General features: G+C 60.6%; 15 protein-coding genes. 6 read left to right on the top strand and 9 right to left on the bottom strand.

The window, feature by feature from the left end:
* Genes trbF through IED13_RS27030 form a run of 4 tightly spaced genes read left to right on the top strand, consistent with a single transcriptional unit; the run spans position 1 to position 3242 of the window.
* The gene (gene trbF, locus IED13_RS27045) at positions 1-684 is read left to right on the top strand and encodes a conjugal transfer protein TrbF (protein ID WP_006022580.1); all 684 of its coding nucleotides are present in this window, start codon (positions 1-3) and stop codon (positions 682-684) included.
* On the top strand, positions 681-1748 hold the full coding sequence (trbG, locus tag IED13_RS27040; RefSeq protein ID WP_006022579.1) for a P-type conjugative transfer protein TrbG: 1068 nt from the start codon (positions 681-683) through the stop codon (positions 1746-1748). The genes trbF and trbG overlap by 4 nt, the downstream gene beginning before the upstream one ends.
* Positions 1745-3001: a TraB/TrbI/VirB10 family type IV secretion system protein gene (locus IED13_RS27035; RefSeq protein WP_006022578.1), complete on the top strand. Its 1257-nt coding sequence runs from the start codon at positions 1745-1747 to the stop codon at positions 2999-3001. Before trbG ends, IED13_RS27035 begins: the two co-directional genes overlap by 4 nt.
* Before the next feature lies 1 nt (position 3002).
* On the top strand, positions 3003-3242 hold the full coding sequence (locus tag IED13_RS27030; RefSeq protein ID WP_006022577.1) for a DUF2274 domain-containing protein: 240 nt from the start codon (positions 3003-3005) through the stop codon (positions 3240-3242).
* Here the strand turns inward: IED13_RS27030 and IED13_RS27025 are convergent.
* The 7 genes from IED13_RS27025 to IED13_RS26995 form a co-directional block, all read right to left on the bottom strand.
* A complete protein-coding gene (locus tag IED13_RS27025) occupies positions 3175-4134 on the bottom strand; it encodes a LysR family transcriptional regulator (protein ID WP_024343196.1) in 960 nt (319 codons plus the stop codon). The two genes, IED13_RS27030 and IED13_RS27025, sit on opposite strands and share 68 nt — an antisense overlap.
* A 311-nt stretch (positions 4135-4445) precedes the next feature.
* The gene (locus IED13_RS27020) at positions 4446-5078 is read right to left on the bottom strand and encodes a response regulator transcription factor (RefSeq protein WP_006022575.1); all 633 of its coding nucleotides are present in this window, start codon (positions 5076-5078) and stop codon (positions 4446-4448) included.
* Entirely contained in the window at positions 5078-6142 is a 1065-nt protein-coding gene (locus IED13_RS27015) for a sensor histidine kinase (RefSeq protein WP_006022574.1), read from the bottom strand. The genes IED13_RS27020 and IED13_RS27015 overlap by 1 nt, the downstream gene beginning before the upstream one ends.
* Before the next feature lie 90 nt (positions 6143-6232).
* Positions 6233-6931 (bottom strand): MgtC/SapB family protein, encoded by a 699-nt coding sequence (locus IED13_RS27010; protein WP_006022573.1) that lies wholly within the window; start codon positions 6929-6931, stop codon positions 6233-6235.
* 87 nt (positions 6932-7018) lie between these two features.
* Positions 7019-9178, bottom strand: a complete 2160-nt coding sequence (locus IED13_RS27005; protein ID WP_006022572.1) for a carbohydrate porin — start codon at positions 9176-9178, stop codon at positions 7019-7021.
* Positions 9179-9739: 561 nt separating this feature from the next.
* A complete protein-coding gene (gene mgtA / locus IED13_RS27000) occupies positions 9740-12454 on the bottom strand; it encodes a magnesium-translocating P-type ATPase (protein WP_006022571.1) in 2715 nt (904 codons plus the stop codon).
* 303 nt (positions 12455-12757) lie between these two features.
* Positions 12758-13054, bottom strand: a complete 297-nt coding sequence (locus tag IED13_RS26995) for a hypothetical protein (protein WP_006022569.1) — start codon at positions 13052-13054, stop codon at positions 12758-12760.
* 369 nt (positions 13055-13423) lie between these two features.
* On the opposite strand from IED13_RS26995, the gene IED13_RS26990 reads away from it, so the two are divergent.
* On the top strand, positions 13424-13900 hold the full coding sequence (locus IED13_RS26990; RefSeq protein WP_124810153.1) for a hypothetical protein: 477 nt from the start codon (positions 13424-13426) through the stop codon (positions 13898-13900).
* Between the two features lie 145 nt (positions 13901-14045).
* Positions 14046-14291, top strand: coding sequence for a PilZ domain-containing protein (locus IED13_RS29390; protein ID WP_080655009.1), 246 nt, complete (start codon positions 14046-14048; stop codon positions 14289-14291).
* 548 nt (positions 14292-14839) lie between these two features.
* Here the strand turns inward: IED13_RS29390 and IED13_RS26980 are convergent.
* Positions 14840-15535 (bottom strand): VIT1/CCC1 transporter family protein, encoded by a 696-nt coding sequence (locus tag IED13_RS26980; RefSeq protein ID WP_006022566.1) that lies wholly within the window; start codon positions 15533-15535, stop codon positions 14840-14842.
* Between the two features lie 598 nt (positions 15536-16133).
* Positions 16134-17603, bottom strand: a complete 1470-nt coding sequence (locus IED13_RS26975) for an efflux RND transporter permease subunit (protein ID WP_248312793.1) — start codon at positions 17601-17603, stop codon at positions 16134-16136.
* Between the last annotated feature and the right edge of the window lie 63 nt (positions 17604-17666).

The following is a 17666-nucleotide window of genomic DNA, read 5'->3' as shown; positions in this document are numbered from 1 at the left end:
ATGTTCAAGCGACCATCCACCCACTACGGCAAAGCCCCTCAGCCCGAGACTCCCTATCAGCGCGCCGCTCAGGTCTGGGACGATCGCATCGGCTCCGCCCGCGTGCAGGCCCGTAACTGGCGCTACATGGCCTTCGGATCATTGGCCCTCGCGGGCGGCCTTTCGGCCGCGCTGGTCTGGCAGTCCGCCAACGGCTCGATCGTGCCTTGGGTAGTGCAGGTCGACCGGCTCGGCCAGGCGCAGGCGATCGCGCCGGCGACCGCCGACTATCAGCCAAACGATCCGCAAATCGCCTTCTACCTCGCGCGCTTCATCGAGCAGGTCCGCTCGATCCCGTCCGACGCCATCATCGTGCGGCAGAACTGGCTGCGCGCCTACGACTTCACGACACAGGGTGGCGCGCTCGCGCTGAACGATTATGCGCGCGCCAACGACCCCTTCACCAAGGTCGGCAAGCAGCAGATCGCGATCGAAGTGTCGTCGGTGATCCGCGCCTCGCCGTCGAGCTTCCGCATCGCCTGGATCGAGCGACGCTATCAGGACGGCTCACTGGCCTCCACCGAACGCTGGTCCGCGATCCTCACCGTCGTCGTGCAGCCCCCACGCGACGCCGACACGCTGCGGAAGAACCCACTCGGAATCTACATCAACGCCATCAACTGGTCGAAGGAGCTTGGACAATGACGCCCGCACTCCGCAAAGCCGCCCCTTGGAGTGCAGGGCTCCCGGCTTTGCTCATCCACGTAGTTCCGGTTTTCCGCAAATCCGCTTTGCCGGGAATCTTGCTCGCCGGTTCGGCGCTGGCAGGGTGCGCCACTCACACCCCGCCGCCGGAGATTTCCTACGACAATGCGGTGCCGGCTGTGCAGACCTCCGATCCGCCAGCGCCCGTCCGGGTGGTGGAGCTTCCCAAACCGCTCCCGCTGCCTGGTCAGTTGAAGCCCATCGGCAAGGACGGCAAGCCCGAGCCGGAACCGTCCGATCCCGCCGCGCGCGTCAACCAGGCCAATGCCGCAGCGCGCGTCCAGCCCGTCCGCAACGGCTTCATCAACTCGATGCAGGTCTATCCCTTCGTCGATGGCGCGCTCTATCAGGTCTACGCCTCGCCGGGGCAGATCACCGACATCGCGCTTCAGCCCGGCGAGCAGCTCGTCGGCTCCGGTCCTGTCGCCGCTGGCGACACAGTGCGCTGGATCATCGGCGATACCGAGAGCGGCGTTGGCGCGGCCAAGCAGGTCCATATCCTCGTGAAGCCAACGCGGGCCGAGCTGATGACCAATCTCGTCATCAACACCGACCGGCGCACCTATCACATGGAGCTGCGCGCGACGCCATCGACCTATATGGCATCGGTGTCTTGGCAATATCCGCAGGACCAGCTCATCGCGCTGCGCCGCCAGAACAGCCAAGCCGAGGCCGCGCAGCCGGTGTCGGGCGGCATCGATCTCGCCCGTGTCAATTTCCGCTACGAGGTGACCGGCGACCGCGCACCGTGGCGGCCGCTGCGCGCCTTCGATGACGGCAAGCAGGTGTTCATCGAATTCCCCCGCGGCATCGGACAGGGCGAGATGCCGCCCTTGTTCGTGGTCGGACCGGAGGGCGACACCTCCGAGCTGGTGAACTATCGCGTGCGCGGCAACTACATGATCGTCGATCGACTGTTCGCCGCCGCCGAACTGCGGTTCGGCGCGGGCAAGAACCAGAAGCGTGTCCGCATCTCCCGCACCGACGGGAGGCCGGCATCGTGAGCGACGAACGCGATCCCGAAAAGGAGGAAGGCCGGACGCCCGGTTCGGCGCCCCAGCCTCAGCCGACCGACGACGACGCTCGGCCGCTGACCGGCGAGCCGGCCGCGACCATGCGGCTGCGCGCCGAGCCGCCGCGTGTGACCCGCCTGTCCCGCAAGGTGCTGGCCGGTCTGGGTCTTGCGGCAAGCCTCGGTGTCGGTGGGGCGCTGATCTATGCGCTCCAGACTCGTCACAGCGGCCAGGGTCAGGAGCTTTACTCTACGGACAACCGCTCGACACCGGACGGTCTGGCTGGATTGCCGAAGGATTATTCCGGCGTCCCGAAGCTCGGCCCGCCGCTGCCCGGCGACCTCGGTCGCCCGATCCTCAACGCGCAGAACGGTGGCACAGTGCCGCCGATCGGCGCACCGGCATCAGGTCCGACGGGACCGAGCCCCGAGGAACAGCGCCGGGCGCAGGAACTGGAGGCGGCTCGGACCGCACGGCTGTTCGCATCCACCGAGACTCGGCCCGCTACGGCTGGAGCTTCGACACAGCCGACTGCGACCGCCACGCCGTCGGCCGATCTCGCCAGCCTCGGCCTTGCGCCGCAGCCAGCGACACCCTCCGCGCAGGATCGTCAGCTCGCATTCCTCAATCAGACGCCCGACAAGCGCACTGTCTCGCCGGATCGCGTTGCCGCGCCAGCGTCGAAGAACGTCCTGCAGGCCGGCGCCGTCATCGCGGCCGCGCTCATCACCGGCATCCGCTCCGACCTGCCGGGTCAGATCACCGCACAGGTGACGGAGAACATCTATGACAGCCCGACCGGCAAGATCCTGCTTGTGCCACAGGGCACGCGCGTTATCGGCCAGTATGACAGTGGCGTCGGCTTCGGTCAGAGGCGCATACTTCTCGTCTGGAACCGGCTGATCTTCCCCAATGGCCGCTCCATCGTTCTGGAGCGTCAGCCTGGTGCGGACGCCGAGGGCTATGCGGGCCTTGAGGATGGCGTCGACTATCACTGGGGCGAACTGTTCAAGGCCGCTGCACTTTCCACGATTCTGAGCATCGGTGCGGAGGCGGGCTCGTCTGGCCAGGACAGCGATATTGTGCGGGCGCTGCGACAGGGTGCCTCCAATAGCGTCAGTCAAACCGGCCAGCAGATCGTCCAGCGCCAGCTCAACATCGCACCGACCCTCACCATCCGGCCAGGCTTGCCCGTCCGCGTCATCGTCACCCGCGATCTCGTTCTCGAACCCTACGGAGGCTGACATGACCAAGCTGAAATTGGGAGCGATCGTCGACGACAAACCGGTGAAGGTCACGGTGGAGTTACCGGCAAGCCTGCATCGCGACCTAACGGCCTACGCAGAAATTCTCGGCCGCGAAGCGAGGCAACCGCCGGCCGATCCCGTTCGCCTCATCGCTCCGATGCTGGAGCGGTTCATAGCCACGGATCGGGGATTTGCGAAAGCGAGGAAGTCAAAAGAACTGCCGAAACCGTCTGAATGATTGTGGCGGCAGCCGAGCGCGACATTGAACGCGCAAGACTGAGGAGGCGGCGCCAGGCCGGGTTATCATTCCGCGGCGACCACACCGCGCAGAACGGCAGAACCTCGCCGGCAAGCTGCCGATAGGCAGTTCCCGGAAACTGAGCCGCCGTCCCGGCCTCGCTCATGACCGTGACGCCTTGGCCGATCGCCACAAGCGACAGGAGATTGTCCCTCCCGACGTATTGGGTATCGATTTCTGGGTGACGCCCAAGATCGGCGAGGCGTTGAACCAAATAGTCGTGAATTTCCGATCCAGGGGCACCGTCACTTACAATGAATCTCTCGTCCACAAGATCACGCCAGCCAAGCTCCGATTTCTCAGAGAGAGGATGATCGCTGGGAAGTACGGCGAATACTCGCTCGGACCAAAGTTGCTCTGTTTCACAGTCCGACCACTGTGTGGTTCCCGTGATAAAAGCCACATCGAGTTGAAGTCGCCGGATCGAGGCAACGTGATCCGCAGGATCGCCGTCAAAAAATTCGACCCGTACACTTGCATGCTCCTTGCCGTAGGCTCCCAGCAGATCGGACAGGAATCCAGACGCGAGCGACGAAAAGATGCCGACCTTGATATGCCCCCGCTCGGAGCGACCTATGGCGGCCACATCCTTCGCGCCGCAGTCGATCTGTTGAAGTGCTTTGCGTGCTCGACGCACAAACTGCTGTCCTGCCAACGTCAGGCAGACGCCGCCGTTGTGCCTCTGAAATAGGGAAGCGCCGAGTTCGTCTTCGAGATCGCGAACGCGACGGCTGATCGCCGATTCCTGTATTCCCAAGGCCAAGGCCGCCTTTCGGAAGCTGCCATATTCGGCCGCCGCAAGAAAATACCGGATCTGGCGGAATTCAAGCATCGGTCAATTGCGACCGAGATCTATTCGAAATGATTCCTGGCCTCGCGACGGTCCATCGTCCGCTCGTTGCGAGCATCGCTCTGTAAGCACCATCTACCACGACCATCGCGCCCCGACCGCAGCTAAGGCAAGACCTCCCGATTCTCACCCTAGAATAGACGGCTACAGACGCTCATTGGCCGATGATCTTATATAGATTCGATATACCAACGTATCTTCGAAATATACCGTGTTCTGAAAGGGGGGGGGTGGCACGCCCGCGCAGATCGCGCACCAGTTCGCGGTGCAGGGGCTCTCCTCTCAGTCGAGATTCAAACGCTCAAACTGTCCGACATTCTAACAAGGTCAATAATCGTCTTGGCCTGCATCTTCTGCATGAGATGGCTACGGCGAACCTTCACCGTGATCTCGCTAACATTCAGGTCGGCGGCGATTTGTTTATTGAGGAGGCCCTTTACAACGAGCTTGAAAACGTCTCGTTCGCCGGGCGTCAATGTCTCCCAACGCGCATTCAAATCCAGCGAACGCGCTTCGCTCTCGCGCCTTCGCCGGTCTTTTTCGATCGCTTGTTGGATAGCATCCAGCAGGTCTTGGTCGCGAAACGGCTTGGTCAAGAACTCGAAGGCGCCATTCTTGATGGCGTTCACGCCCATCGTGATGTCCCCATGTCCCGTGATGAATATCGTCGGCAGATGAATGCCGTATTCAGGCATTTGCCGATGAAAATCGATCCCGCTTTGTCCGGGCATTCTCACATCGAGCAGCAGGCAGCCGGGCGCGTCCGGCATGGAGCTTTCCAGAAATTCGGCAACCGAGCTATACGAGCGCACCTGTAGCCCAACGGATGCGAGCAAATCTTCGAGCGCGGCGCGAACGGACCGATCGTCATCGATGACATAGACGATGGGCTGCGGCCGCGAATCCGCCGTCGGTTCATTTTTCATCAGGCTGCCTCCATGTGGCGCGGCAGGCGCACCTCAAATACGGTCCCGCCTCCAGGGACTGGAGCCGCGGAAATCTGTCCGCCATTCGCTTCAACGATCGTCTGACTGATGGTAAGGCCAAGACCCATGCCTCCCTCTTTCGTCGTCCAGAAGGCGTCAAAGAGGTGCTCACGAGCTCCCGGCGCCAGACCGGTGCCGGAATCGGCCACCGCGAGAACGATCGCATCCCGTCCATCCTGCGAGGCGGCAATTCGCAGACGACGCTCGGGCAATGCGCGGTCCGACATCGCCTCGGTCGCATTGAGGACGAGATTGCTGATGACCTGCTGGATCTGGACCCGATCGGCAAAAACGCGAGGTAGGCCGTCATGCAGGTCCAGTTGCAAGGCGACGCCGCCACGCTCGATCTCGCCGCGCGACAAGGTCGCGATTTCCATGACAGCTTCCCTGAGGTCGAATGGTTGTCGGCGCGGCGCCTCGCCCTTCGAAAGGGCGCGAATGCGCGCGATGACCTGGCTTGCCCGGTTGGCATCGCTGACGATGCGGTCGAGCGCGAGGCGGGCCTTGTCGAGATTTGGCGGCTCCTGGGCAAGCCATCGGGTGCACGCGCCGCCGCTGGCGACGACGGCAGCCAGGGGCTGGTTGACTTCGTGCGCGATCGACGCCGACAGTTGACCGAGCGTCGTGACCCGCGCAATTCGCAAAAGCCGATCGCGCGCCTCCAGCGCCTCGGCCTTCGCAGCCACCATCCTTAAACTGAGATAGGTTGTAACGCCGATCGCAACGATACTAATCCCGGTATTGACGATGCCGACCTCATACGCACCGGAGTGGGTCAAGAAAAAACTGATCAGGGTCAGCGCGACACAAATGCAAGCGAGGGCCACTACAGCCGTGCCAGACAAGATGCGTGTCGCAACGAGAATGACCGCTGTGTAGAATACGGCCGCTGCGATGGCGTAGTCCGTGACCGTATCGGCGATAAAAATGCCGGCCATCGCAACGCCCATCGCGATCAACGTCAGCGCCGATCCGGGACGTATATCATTGGCGATCTTGAGCATTGTTCACCTTCTCGATCAACTTACCTACTTTCAATATTCTTCCCTGGAGAATCTACTCCGCCGTGTACCTAGATAACTATTGCTTCTCGGTCACTCGCCTGGCTCGAACCGCCACCGAGCAGATGTTACCAGCGGCTCCAGACTGAGACGACCGATAATCTGTTCCAAAAGGCGATCCTGCCGAGTGTCGGCTCGCACTGTCGCGCTCACCTGGACTCGGTTTGTGTCCTCGATATTCGTGCTTTCGAGGTCGCGGATGTGCAGCGCACCGGCGAGATCGCGAAGAAGAAGCGCCCGAACATGCGCCTCAGCCTCTCCATGGCAGATGATGCTGATCGCATATGCGCTGTCCAACGGGCTTGCGGCGAATGACTGGCGCTCAACGAGGCGCACGAGCGGGCGCAGAACTGCGTTGACGGCGATGACGAACGTCGTCGCAATCAATGCATGAAAGAAAAATCCGGCCCCACACAGCGCGCCGATCGCGGCGGAGCACCACAGCGTCGCGGCGGTGTTGAGCCCGCGCACATTCAACCCTTCCTTGAAGATGATGCCGGCGCCCATAAAGCCGATGCCGGAAACAATCTGGGCCGCAACGCGCGTCGGGCTCGCCTCGCCGGGGAACAGCCCGGCAAAGAGGACGAAGATGGCCGCGCCGAGCGCGACGAGGGTATTGGTTCGCAGCCCGGCCAGGCGCTGGCGCCATTGCCGTTCGAAGCCGATCAAGCCGCCAAGAAGGAATGCGCCCCCGAGCGTGAGTGCGGTGTGGCCAAGGCTTTGCCAATCCATCTGAATGTGTTCCCATCTCGTTGCGTCGGTCGCGCCCTCCCGAGGCGCAAGCCCGCGCTATTGCTGGAATTGCCACTCCACTCGCTGTCAGAATTCGGCGTGGGCGCGAAGCGACAGAATCGAGGCTGGTCCGCGGTCGGCGTTGTAGGCGGGGTTTGCAACAAACTGATAGTCGAAGGTGACGGTGCTCCAGCCGTTGACCCGCAAGGCGTAATACGCCTCGACGATCGACTCGTGGCCGTAGCGCAGTCTCCCATCACCGATCAGCAACCCCGTGCCTCCGGCGGCGAGGAAGTTACGATGTGCACTCGAGAGGCCGTTGACCGCAGCACCGACTCCGATCGTGTCCGCAGGCCGTCCCCATGCAGAACCCTTTAGGGAGAAACCACCGGAAATGCTGCGGTCGATGTCCGTGAAGGAGAGGATTTCGGTGCGGCCGTCGTTCCAGCTTGCACGGGCGAAAAGCCCGAGGTCAGCTGTCAAAGCCTGTTCGATATTTCCATAAAAGCCATACTTATTCTGATTGCGGCGCAGGGCCGTCATCGCATCGTTGATATCTGTTTGAGGGCTCGCTTGCGCGAGGTTGATAGCGTCGCGATACGCGCCGGTGTAACCACGGTTGATGAAAGCGCCGATCCGAACCTTACCCGGCTGCCCGAACAGGCTGTGCCGTTCCTCGAACTCGACGGCGCCACCGCCGCCCCCATTGAAGACCAAAACATCACTGTTCGGCTCCCTGGGCACTTGGAAGGCCCCGGCTCGCACAGCCCAATCCTTACGATTCAGCTCGATGACCGCACCGCGCGTCATGCCGGGAAGGTCGGCGGGGAAGTCATAGGCCCCCGACGACCAGATTGCCCAATTCATGAAATCCGCGCGCGGATCCTTGGCATAGGCATTCGCGTCGAAGAAATCGCCAACCGCGAAACGACCAACCGTGACAGTGACGCGATCGATATCGCGTCGCCCCGCCAGTTGCAGGGGGCCGTCTGCGACATCCTCCTGCTCGCCACCAAGACCGAATGTCTGCTGAAGATAGTAGCGCTGTGGCCGAAATTTCGGAAATTCAGCGCCGCCTTTTTGCGCTTCTCCATTTGGAAAGCCTGCGAGTCCGAGCGTCCCGTTCAGCCCGAAGCCTTGGGCTAGCTCGGGATTGAAATAGAACGCACCACCGTCCCAAAGCCTCACGCCAAGAAATGCGTCCGCGGTCCACGTCTCACGAACTTGCCCACCACCGGGCAGGCTGGCGCTGGAAGCGTAGGGGGAACGAATCGCGGGATAGCCTTGGGCGATGAATGTGGTCTGGCCATGAATATTCCAGTCCGGCGACATTTCGACAGTTGCCGGTGGTCTTGGGAGTGTCGAGGCCACATCGCCCAGTCGGTAGTTCAGGCCAAGCGTGAACCTCTGGGTTCGGGGGCGGACGGACACATCGCGCAGTCCGGCACCATCGAGTCGATAGGTCGAGGAAGCCAGATCGAGGTAGTCGTACTGGACGCGTGCCGTCCATGGTCCGCCCAAGGCCATTTCGACACCTGCGCCTGCCGTCCACCCAGCGTGCCAGCGCCCCAGTTTTGACAAAACGCTGCCGTCATCGCCATTGATGTCGACGTTCGTTCGTGTCCAAGCGAGGCCTCCCGTTGCATAGGGGAGGAATGGGCCAAAAGCATAGCCGATCCTGCCACGCACCGTCCCCACGACATCCAGGGATGTGTTGAAGGGAGCCGGTATCCGTCGCGTCTCATCGGGCGGGCTCACAAAAGTGACATCGGCTTCCGCGCCGAGCACCCAACGATCGCTGGCCTGAAAGTTGTAGCCTCCCTGAAAGCCGCCGATCATTCCTGTCACCGTAGGCGGCAGGCCAACGGACTGATTCAAGACGGGGTTCGTTCCCGGGCCAAGGCTGCCAGCCCCGAAACCGGTGTGTCCGCCAAAATAGACGCCCGACCAGTCGGGCCCGCCCGATTCCACCTTATTGTCACGCGAGGCCCCCGGTGCCTTCGTTGGCATCGCCAGGATGGGTTGCGGTCCACTAGTGTTGAGCCGTGCCGCATCCGGATGGCCGGGAGTCGTTTGAAGTTCTTGCGCGTGCGCTTTGGTTACCTGAAGAACCGCTACAAGACCGAGCGCCAGCAAGTAGAAAGCGATCACCATCAGTCGGCAAAAAAGAACCCGACGACGCCTGAAAACCTTCAGTCCGGTGGTGATAGTGAAATTGGGAAGTCCGTGGGTCGTAAAATAAGTCATGGGCTACTCCTGGCGTCGGGTTGCGAGAGCGCCCGGCGCCAATAGCCGCGAGCTGCCCTCCTAGTTTTCTCGTGAATTCAAGCGGCGCGAGTTGTTGGTCGCGCCGCGACTAGATGGGTCGTCCATTTGAAGCTCCTTGCTGATCGAAGTCCGGTTCAGGTCCGGGCCTCGTACTTTGGTTCCATGCAAGCGATCGTTTTGCGCTTGTGTGGCTCACCAGCGGCAACGCCGCATTCGCGATATCGCCGCTCTGTTCAACCGTGCGCCGCAACGCAGCAGGAATCTGAGCTTGAAACCGTCCAGCAGACGGCGACGAGCAAGGTGAACGGCCGCATGCGTCACGAACATCGCCAAAACCGCCAAAGCCCAACACAAACGTCTGTCCAACCGATTCCGAAGCGACGACCTGGCATCGCCCGGCTCGCGATTGTGGGGCGGACGCGGCGCTTGTCGCCTCGGCGGTGGCGGCCCTTGTCGCGGGCAGTCTCCAGCCTGCGGCGGCGCAAATCTCAGGATCAACGGTGATGTGGACATGATCAGGACCTCTCATGCGCTTGGCCGTCAGAACCATTGTCCGAACCGGCGGATGTAGACGGTCTTCATCAGTTGAGCGACGAGGCAGTAGCAGAGCAGCGTTCCGGCCAGCCACGGGAAGTAGGCGATAGGCAGGGGCTGCAATCCGATGGCTGCTCCCAGCGGAGAGAACGGCAAATAGATCCCCAGTACGCAGATGACGCTCGACATCAGCAAGACCGGCAAAGCCGCTGTGCTGTTGACGAAGGGAATCTTCTGGGTACGCAGCATATGGACCACGAGCGTTTGAGAAAGCAGGCCCTCGATGAACCAGCCCGACTGAAAGAGCGATTGATGCTCCGGGCTATTGGCGGCAAAGACGAACCACATCAGAGCGAACGTCGTGATGTCGAAGATCGAGGACGTCGGCCCGATCCAGATCATGAAACGACCGATATTCTTGGCATCCCACTTCCGCGGTTTGCTGAGAAACTCCTTGTCCATGTGATCCCAAGGCAGCGCCAATTGGGAAATGTCGTACATCAGGTTTTGCACGAGCAAATGGATCGACAGCATCGGCAGGAACGGAATGAATGCGCTCGCCACCAGCACTGAAAACACGTTTCCGAAGTTCGAGCTGGCGGTCATGTTGAGGTATTTCATGATGTTGCCGAAGGTTTCGCGCCCCTTCAGCACACCCTCCTCAAGAACCATCAGGCTCTTCTCGAGCAGGATGATATCGGCCGACTCCTTCGCAATATCGGCGCCGCTATCGACGGAAATGCCGACATCGGCATCGCGCAGCGCCGGGGCGTCATTGATGCCGTCACCGAGAAATCCGACGGTATGACCGTTAGCCTGAAGCGCCTGCAATACACGCGACTTCTGGAGCGGAGTGAGCTTCGCGAAGATCGTCCGCTCCTCGACCAAAACGCGAAGCGCGGTGTCGTCCAATTTTTCTATGTCGCGCCCGAGTACGGCTTGGCCCGGTTCAAGTCCTACTTCACGGCAGATCTTGGCACTCACGACCGCATTGTCGCCCGTAAGAACCTTGACCTTGACGCCATGCTCCGCGAGCGCAGCGATTGCTGGTCCAGCCGTCTCCTTTGGCGGGTCGAGAAAAGTAAGGAACCCCTGAATCGTGAGATCGGCTTCGTCCGCGATGGCATAATGCGTCTTGGCCTCGGACGCCACAAACCCTCGGGTGGCGACGACCAGCACACGGAATCCGTCCTCGTTGTACGCCCGAGCCATCGCAGCCAGATTCTTGCGCTCAACGTCACCAAGGCGGATCAGATCTTTGCCTCTTCTGACGTGCGTAGAGATCGACAGCATCTCCTCAACCGCGCCCTTGCAGATGAGCAAGTGATCTCCGTCCTCGCCCTCGACGACCACTGAGAGTCGGCGGCGCACAAAGTCGAACGGAAGTTCATCGACTTTTCGGTAGCTCGCGGCCGTGTTCGTGATGGCTGGCTCCGCCCCGGCGAATCGCACGACGGCCTGATCCATCAGGTTCTTCACGCCGCTCTGGTGGTAGCTGTTCAACCAGCCCAACCGGAGAACGTCAGCGTTGGGTTGCCCGGTAACGTCGACGTGGTGCTCCAGAATGATCTTGTCCTGAGTCAGCGTGCCGGTCTTGTCCGTGCAGAGAACATCCATCGCGCCGAAGTTCTGAATGGCGTTGAGTCGCTTCACGACGACTTTGCGCCGCGCCATCGCTACGGCGCCCTTCGCGAGGTTCGAGGAAACGATCATCGGCAGCATTTCGGGGGTAAGTCCGACGGCGACGGCAAGGCCGAACAACAGCGCTTCCACCCAGTCGCCTTTGGTCAGGCCGTTGATGACAAAGACGACAGGAACCATGACGAGCATGAAGCGGATGAGCAGCCAGCTCACACTGTTGATGCCGCGATCGAACGCCGTTTGAGCGCGCGATCCGACGATCGCCTTGGCTAACGATCCGAAATAGGTGCGAGCACCCGTGGCAACGACAAGCGCGGTCGCCGTGCCGCTCACGACGTTGGTGCCCATGAAGCAGACGTTGGGCATGTCGAGCGCGTTCATTTCGCTGGACGCTACGCTCGCCGCGGACTTCTCGGCGACAGACCCGAGCGTGTCATACTTCTCAACAGGGATGGCCTCACCGGTGAGCACTGCCTGGCTCACAAACAGATCGCGGGATTCGATCAGCCTCACGTCTGCCGGGATCATATCCCCTGCTGAAAGACGCACGATGTCGCCGGCGACGATCTCTCGCATCGGGATTTCGAATGCTTCGGGATTTGACGTTGCCGATCCTCGACGAAGAACCGTCGCCGTCGTGCGGACCATCGCCTTCAGAGCTTCGGCCGCAGCGCTCGATCGGTACTCCTGAACGAAGCGCATCAAGGCGCTGGCAAGCACCATCACGATGATGATGGTGACTTTTGTCGGATCCGCATCCTCGCCATGTTGAAGCCGAAGCCAGATGTCCGTTACAGCGCTGATCCCAGCCAGGATCAGCAGCACTGCAATGAACGGATTCTTGAAAGCGCCAAAAAACTGAACAACCGCTGGCAGGCGTCGCTCTTGCGCAACCTCATTGGGGCCGTCTTTTGCCAGCCGTTCGATCGCATCTCGGGCAATCAGGCCGTTGCGGTCGCCTTTGACGTTTTCGAAGGTGTCATCCAACCCATTCTGGGCTTCACGGACCGCCTTCATCGACAGCTTGCGTTCGTCTTTTCCGCGCGGCTTGAGAGCCGCCTTGAGGATGGGGGCATTCATTGGATGAATCTCCTGCCGCAAGCGCCGAGACCATGCGCCTCTCGGCACGGTCTTCGGCGCTTGGGGTCTTGGTCGGCTGAGGGGATAATGAAACCGATGCATCTTCACGACGCTCGGCATTCGGACCGCGCTTGAGCAGCGCAGCCGCTCTTCACCAGGGAGGGTCCGCACCTTCGCGCGACCGTGCGATTCTGCGCGAGTACGGATTGCCGCCCCGGCGGGGGTGAAGCCCGTCCAGGCCGGCGGACACCAGAACCATCGCCGTGCTGGCCTTATGCAGCGTGAGGGAATGCATCACACGCCTCACGCCGCAAAGCGACCATGCTGGTAAACTGCAAGAAGGAGTCCGGCGCGCTCGATCAATCGGCGCAACCCGCCGCCCGTGTCTGGTTCGGCGTCAAGCATCCAGATGCATTCGAGCCGACCGGTCTCGCCATTGACACGCCACGCCGCGACCAGTCGAGTCCGGTTCGTGCGGGGAGACTTCGTGAAAGGACGGTCACGCTCGCATCGCGGGTCGGCGAATGCGGGATTGCGTTTCGGCGAGGCGATCCGCGAAACGCGGAGCGAAGCCGGCAGAGTAAAAAATTGGAGAGTCATGTCTCACCTCCGTGACGAGCCGCTCGGCCGTCACAGGCGAGACTGATGATTCAGACTCGCGAGAACGACCTGAGCGGCACGCTTGCTCGACTACTGTCGCTTGGCATTGCTCGTTGATCCTCATGCGTCGGCAGCGGGTTGGAGCCGCTAGATGACATTGGCTGGATATCACCGTCATTCCTTGAGTGACAGTGTCTTGCGGGGTTGATCCGATATACAAAACAATATCCGGGATATACCATCGTATATTGTAAGGTCTTCGGCGATAACTACCTGCGCAATATCAAGCCGCTTAGACTCACCGGACACGGGCGCGTCGACTTCACTAGCGATGTGATCGCTCTGATTTATTTCGATCCGAGGTCTAGTGTGGGTATCGATATGGTTCTTGTCGAGCGCATCGTCGCGCGAAGCCCTCGTCTTCGGCGATTGCTTTATTCGTTGTCCTTAACCTTTCTGAAAGCGGCGTTTCGGTTTCGCCGCACGGGCTTGGATGCCTTTGCCCGACCGACATTGCGTTTATCGCAGTGTCTCTTTCGTACTGCCTCTTCGCGGATACGACGTCGTTATGCAGCCGAGCCGAAAATGACGTCGGACTCGCGCTTTGTGCTCCGTCGCCTTTCTCTCAAACTTTTGATCGTGCTGATCTTTGCCGGTGCTCAAAGCCCGCTGCCCTGGGGATTCGGGAAAGCGCTTACGATGATGCTGTTTATGAGCGCGGCTATCAGCTGTGCCTTGGCCCTCATGAACCACCAACGATTCAGATTGGGAGTCTTGAGCTACTGGGACGAATCTTTGGCCTTTGTCCTGCTCGGCCAAACCGCGCGGATGGTGTTTCTACGTTGAAGTATTGCGAGTGCGCTATGCCGGGGGCTCTCGTCTTCAAAATACTCGCCAATAACCTGCCACGCGATACGGGAATCGCGAAGGTGGCCGTCGAGGCGAGACGCGGGGCAGCGACAACCGCCTGCGGCGTCGTTTGGTATTGGTTATGACGGAGCGTCGCACCACTCGCCGTCGCCGCACGCTGTTGACGGGGAAGATCATTCTCAATCAGCGATCGTCCGTGATAAGTTGCGTCGTCCGAAACTTGTCGGACACAGGCGCCTGCCTCGAAGTTCCTGCTGCCCTGAACATTCCGGATGCCTTCGAGCTGAAAATAGAACCTGGCGGCGCTTGCTCACAGTGTCGAATAGTCTGGCGGAGCGCTACGCGCATCGGCGTGGCGTTCGATTGACACAAAGCTAGAACGCGCCTTCACTTTCAAGGGCGAGTGTAAAGGCGCTGGCCCGAGATACTGGCCGCGCGCACGGCGCTGCAGGCGTGACGGCTGATATGGCCGGACGGCAGGCTACAGAAATAACAAGGACAATGTGTGGGGGAAAGAGCCAATCTCACAAGGAGAATGGCGCGCCGTACTGGATAAAAGTGCGAACGCATATGTGATTGAATCTGCGATTAATTTATTTTGGGGCATCGTGATCCTCTCATCTTTCAGCGTTCGCCGGCTGCCGCCAATAGCCCCACCCAAACGGGTGCGCCGAACCGAACGCGGAGCTGATATCGGACCAAGTACAAGGTATCCGGTATTTTGCTTCTCCCGGGTCTATGAGGAAATGACTAGCTCTTTCCAAATCTGGGCCGCGTACGCAGTGGCTCTCTCCTAGTCCTGAAGTCCGCGGCATGTGTGATTGGGTACCGCTGGAATACATCGCAGAAAATCCCATTCTGCAGCGATGCAAATATCGAGTGCAAAATCGATTAAAAAATAGAGAGCTCCGCGAACTAGACGGCTCGACCGATGAGGGCACCAATGGTCGCAGTTGAGGCCATGGCGACTGCTCCCCAAAACACGACCCGAAGAGTGGGTTTCCATATGCTGGCGCCGCCAGCGCGAGCGCCGATCGCTCCGAGAACGCCAAGTCCGATGAGGCAGGCAATGGAGACGGTCCAGGTGGCGGTCCAGGCCGGCGACAGGAGAGCGACGGCCAGCGGCAAAGTCGCGCCAGATGCGAAGGTGACCGCCGAAGTGAAAGCCGCTTGAACTGGCTTCGCCATCACATGACTGGTCAGTCCGAGTTCATCCCGCGCATGGGCCCCGAAGGCGTCCTTTGCCATCATCTGCTCGGCGACCTGTCGCGCCAGTTCGGGCGTTACACCACGCTGCTCGTAGATCGCGGCGAGTTCGGCCAGCTCCGCTTCAGGTTGCGTGGCAAGTTCGCGGCGCTCACGCGCCATGTCGGCTTCTTCCGTATCGGCCTGGGAACTGACCGACACATATTCGCCTGCAGCCATCGACATTGCTCCGGCGACGAGCCCCGCTACGCCAGCAACCAGAATTTCGTGGGAAGCGGCGGTCGCGGCGGCAACACCGACGATCAGACTCGATGTTGAAATCAGCCCGTCATTGGCGCCTAGCACCGCTGCGCGAAGCCAACCTATTCGTTCGATCAGATGGTTCTCTTTATGAAGGGCTCGCATGGAACATGGTCCTGAATTACATTTCTAAGGCTTTGTAACGCGGCGCTGAGCACATAGGAAAAGGCGCCTTGCCTTCGAGATCGATCTGGAAACTTGGCCGGTCAGGCTGATCAATGATGCTATCTTCCGATGAAACGCCTACCGTTCCATCGCCACATACGCTGTAGTCCAAAGCCGCATTCAACTTCAATCGCCGGAGTGTTGTCCAGGCCTCTCAACGTGACTTCATTTGCCCTGACACTCATCACCAGATGATATCGTCCGTGGTGCGACATGTAGACCTGATGGAGGCATTTTCCGCTGCTACAAAACGTAAGGCGGTCGCCACATCTGAGTTCATGAAGATGAAGAGCGATGAGACGAACGTTCCCAACGTCAATGAAGCGGCTGAAGCCACGCGTTGTTGTCAATTCATCGCCACATACCTTCCTGTATTTTTGAAGGCCTGCCCGCACTTCCGCCGGCAGGTTTTGCACGTAGAAAGGACTGGGTTGATTGTCATGGACAGGAGAACTTGCGAGCGAGAGGGCCGGCGAGACAAAGAAAAGTGACGTCATAGCGGCTAAGATTGCCACGTCACGGAGCCGATTCGATCTTTTCATGCTGAAACCTCCACTTCCAACGGCTGTTTCTCTCGTTCGACGACGGCTGCGGAGCGGCGCTCCATCCATCGGTAGATCGCCGGCAACAGCAGCAGCGTCAGAACGGTGGACGACAGGACGCCGCCGATGACGACAGTGGCGAGCGGTCGTTGCACCTCCGCTCCCGCGCCCTGTGAAATCGCCATCGGTACGAAGCCGATTCCCGCGACCATGGCGGTCGACAATACCGGACGGAGCCGATCCGTGGCGGCTTGCCGGACTGCCTCGATAACAGGCAGCTTCCGCCGCAACGCATTGATATGATCGATCAGAACGAGACCATTCAGCATCGCGATGCCGGAGACCGCGATAAAGCCGATCGCGGCGGTGATCGAGAATGGCATGTCACGTAGCCAGAGTGCCAGCACGCCACCGGTGATCGCAAACGGAATACCGGTATAGACGACGGCGGCATGACGGACGCTCCCCAACGCCGAATAAACGAGCAAGAAGATCATCAGCAGCGCCGCCGGCACGACGATCATCAGACGGGCTCGGGCCGCTTCTAGCTGACGGAACTGGCCTCCGAACTCGATGCGATAGGATTCAGGCAGCGCAAGCTTGCCGTCGAGGCGTGCACGCGCTGCGGTCACATAACCTTCGATGTCGCTGGTGTTGAGATTGACCATCAAGGCGGCGCGGCGCTTACCATTGTCGTGCAGGATCGGTTCGACCGTTCTCATCTCGCGCAGACTTGCAACGCGGTCCAGCGGCACAAGGCCGGACGCGCCGACGCGCAATGGAAGGGAGAGGATCGATTTTGTGTCCGCGCGTAAGGACTCGGGCATACGAACGACGATCGCGTGTCGATGCTCTCCGTCCGCGATGAAGCCGACCTCGTCCCCACCGATCGCTGACGCAATGGCACGGTTGACCTCGGCGGTTCCCAGCCCCAACCGCACCATCGCGTCGTGATTGATCTCGACCACCACACTGTGGGTGCGGCTGGCCGCTTCGAATGCGGCATTGGCGGTGCCGGGCACGCCTTGCAATTCCTCTCGCGCCTGCGCGGCGAGCCGCTCAAGCACGTCGTAGTCGTCTCCGAATATCTTGACCGACAGATCCGCCCGCGTGCCCTCCAACATTTCGTTGAAGCGCATCTCGATAGGCTGCGCGAAAAGGAATGACTGCTCCGGCGCCAGCGCAGTGGCAGCCTTTTCGATCGCCGCAACCAGCTCGCTCTTGTTGCGCGGCATGTCCGGACCTTGCGGCCATTGGTCGAGCGGCTTGTAGAAGATGTAGAGGTCGTTCTCATTCGGCGGCATCGGGTCGGTCGCAACCGCGCTGGTGCCGATGCGGGAGAAGGTTCGGGTCACTTGCGGAAAGCGACGCAAAATTTCACGCTCGGTTTGCTGCTCGATCTTGTCCGCCGTCAGCGCCCTTGAGACAGATTCGGGATTTTCGGGAAGGGAGGATTTCTGGATCATCGCAGCCATTCAGGAGCGCAGATGAGACAGAAATCGGTGCCGGAGAAAGCTCCGGCAGAGCAG

The sequence above is a fragment of the Allobosea spartocytisi genome (assembly GCF_014764685.1).
Classification (GTDB): domain Bacteria; phylum Pseudomonadota; class Alphaproteobacteria; order Rhizobiales; family Beijerinckiaceae; genus Allobosea; species Allobosea spartocytisi.
This window is presented reverse-complemented; position numbering and strand designations above follow the sequence as displayed.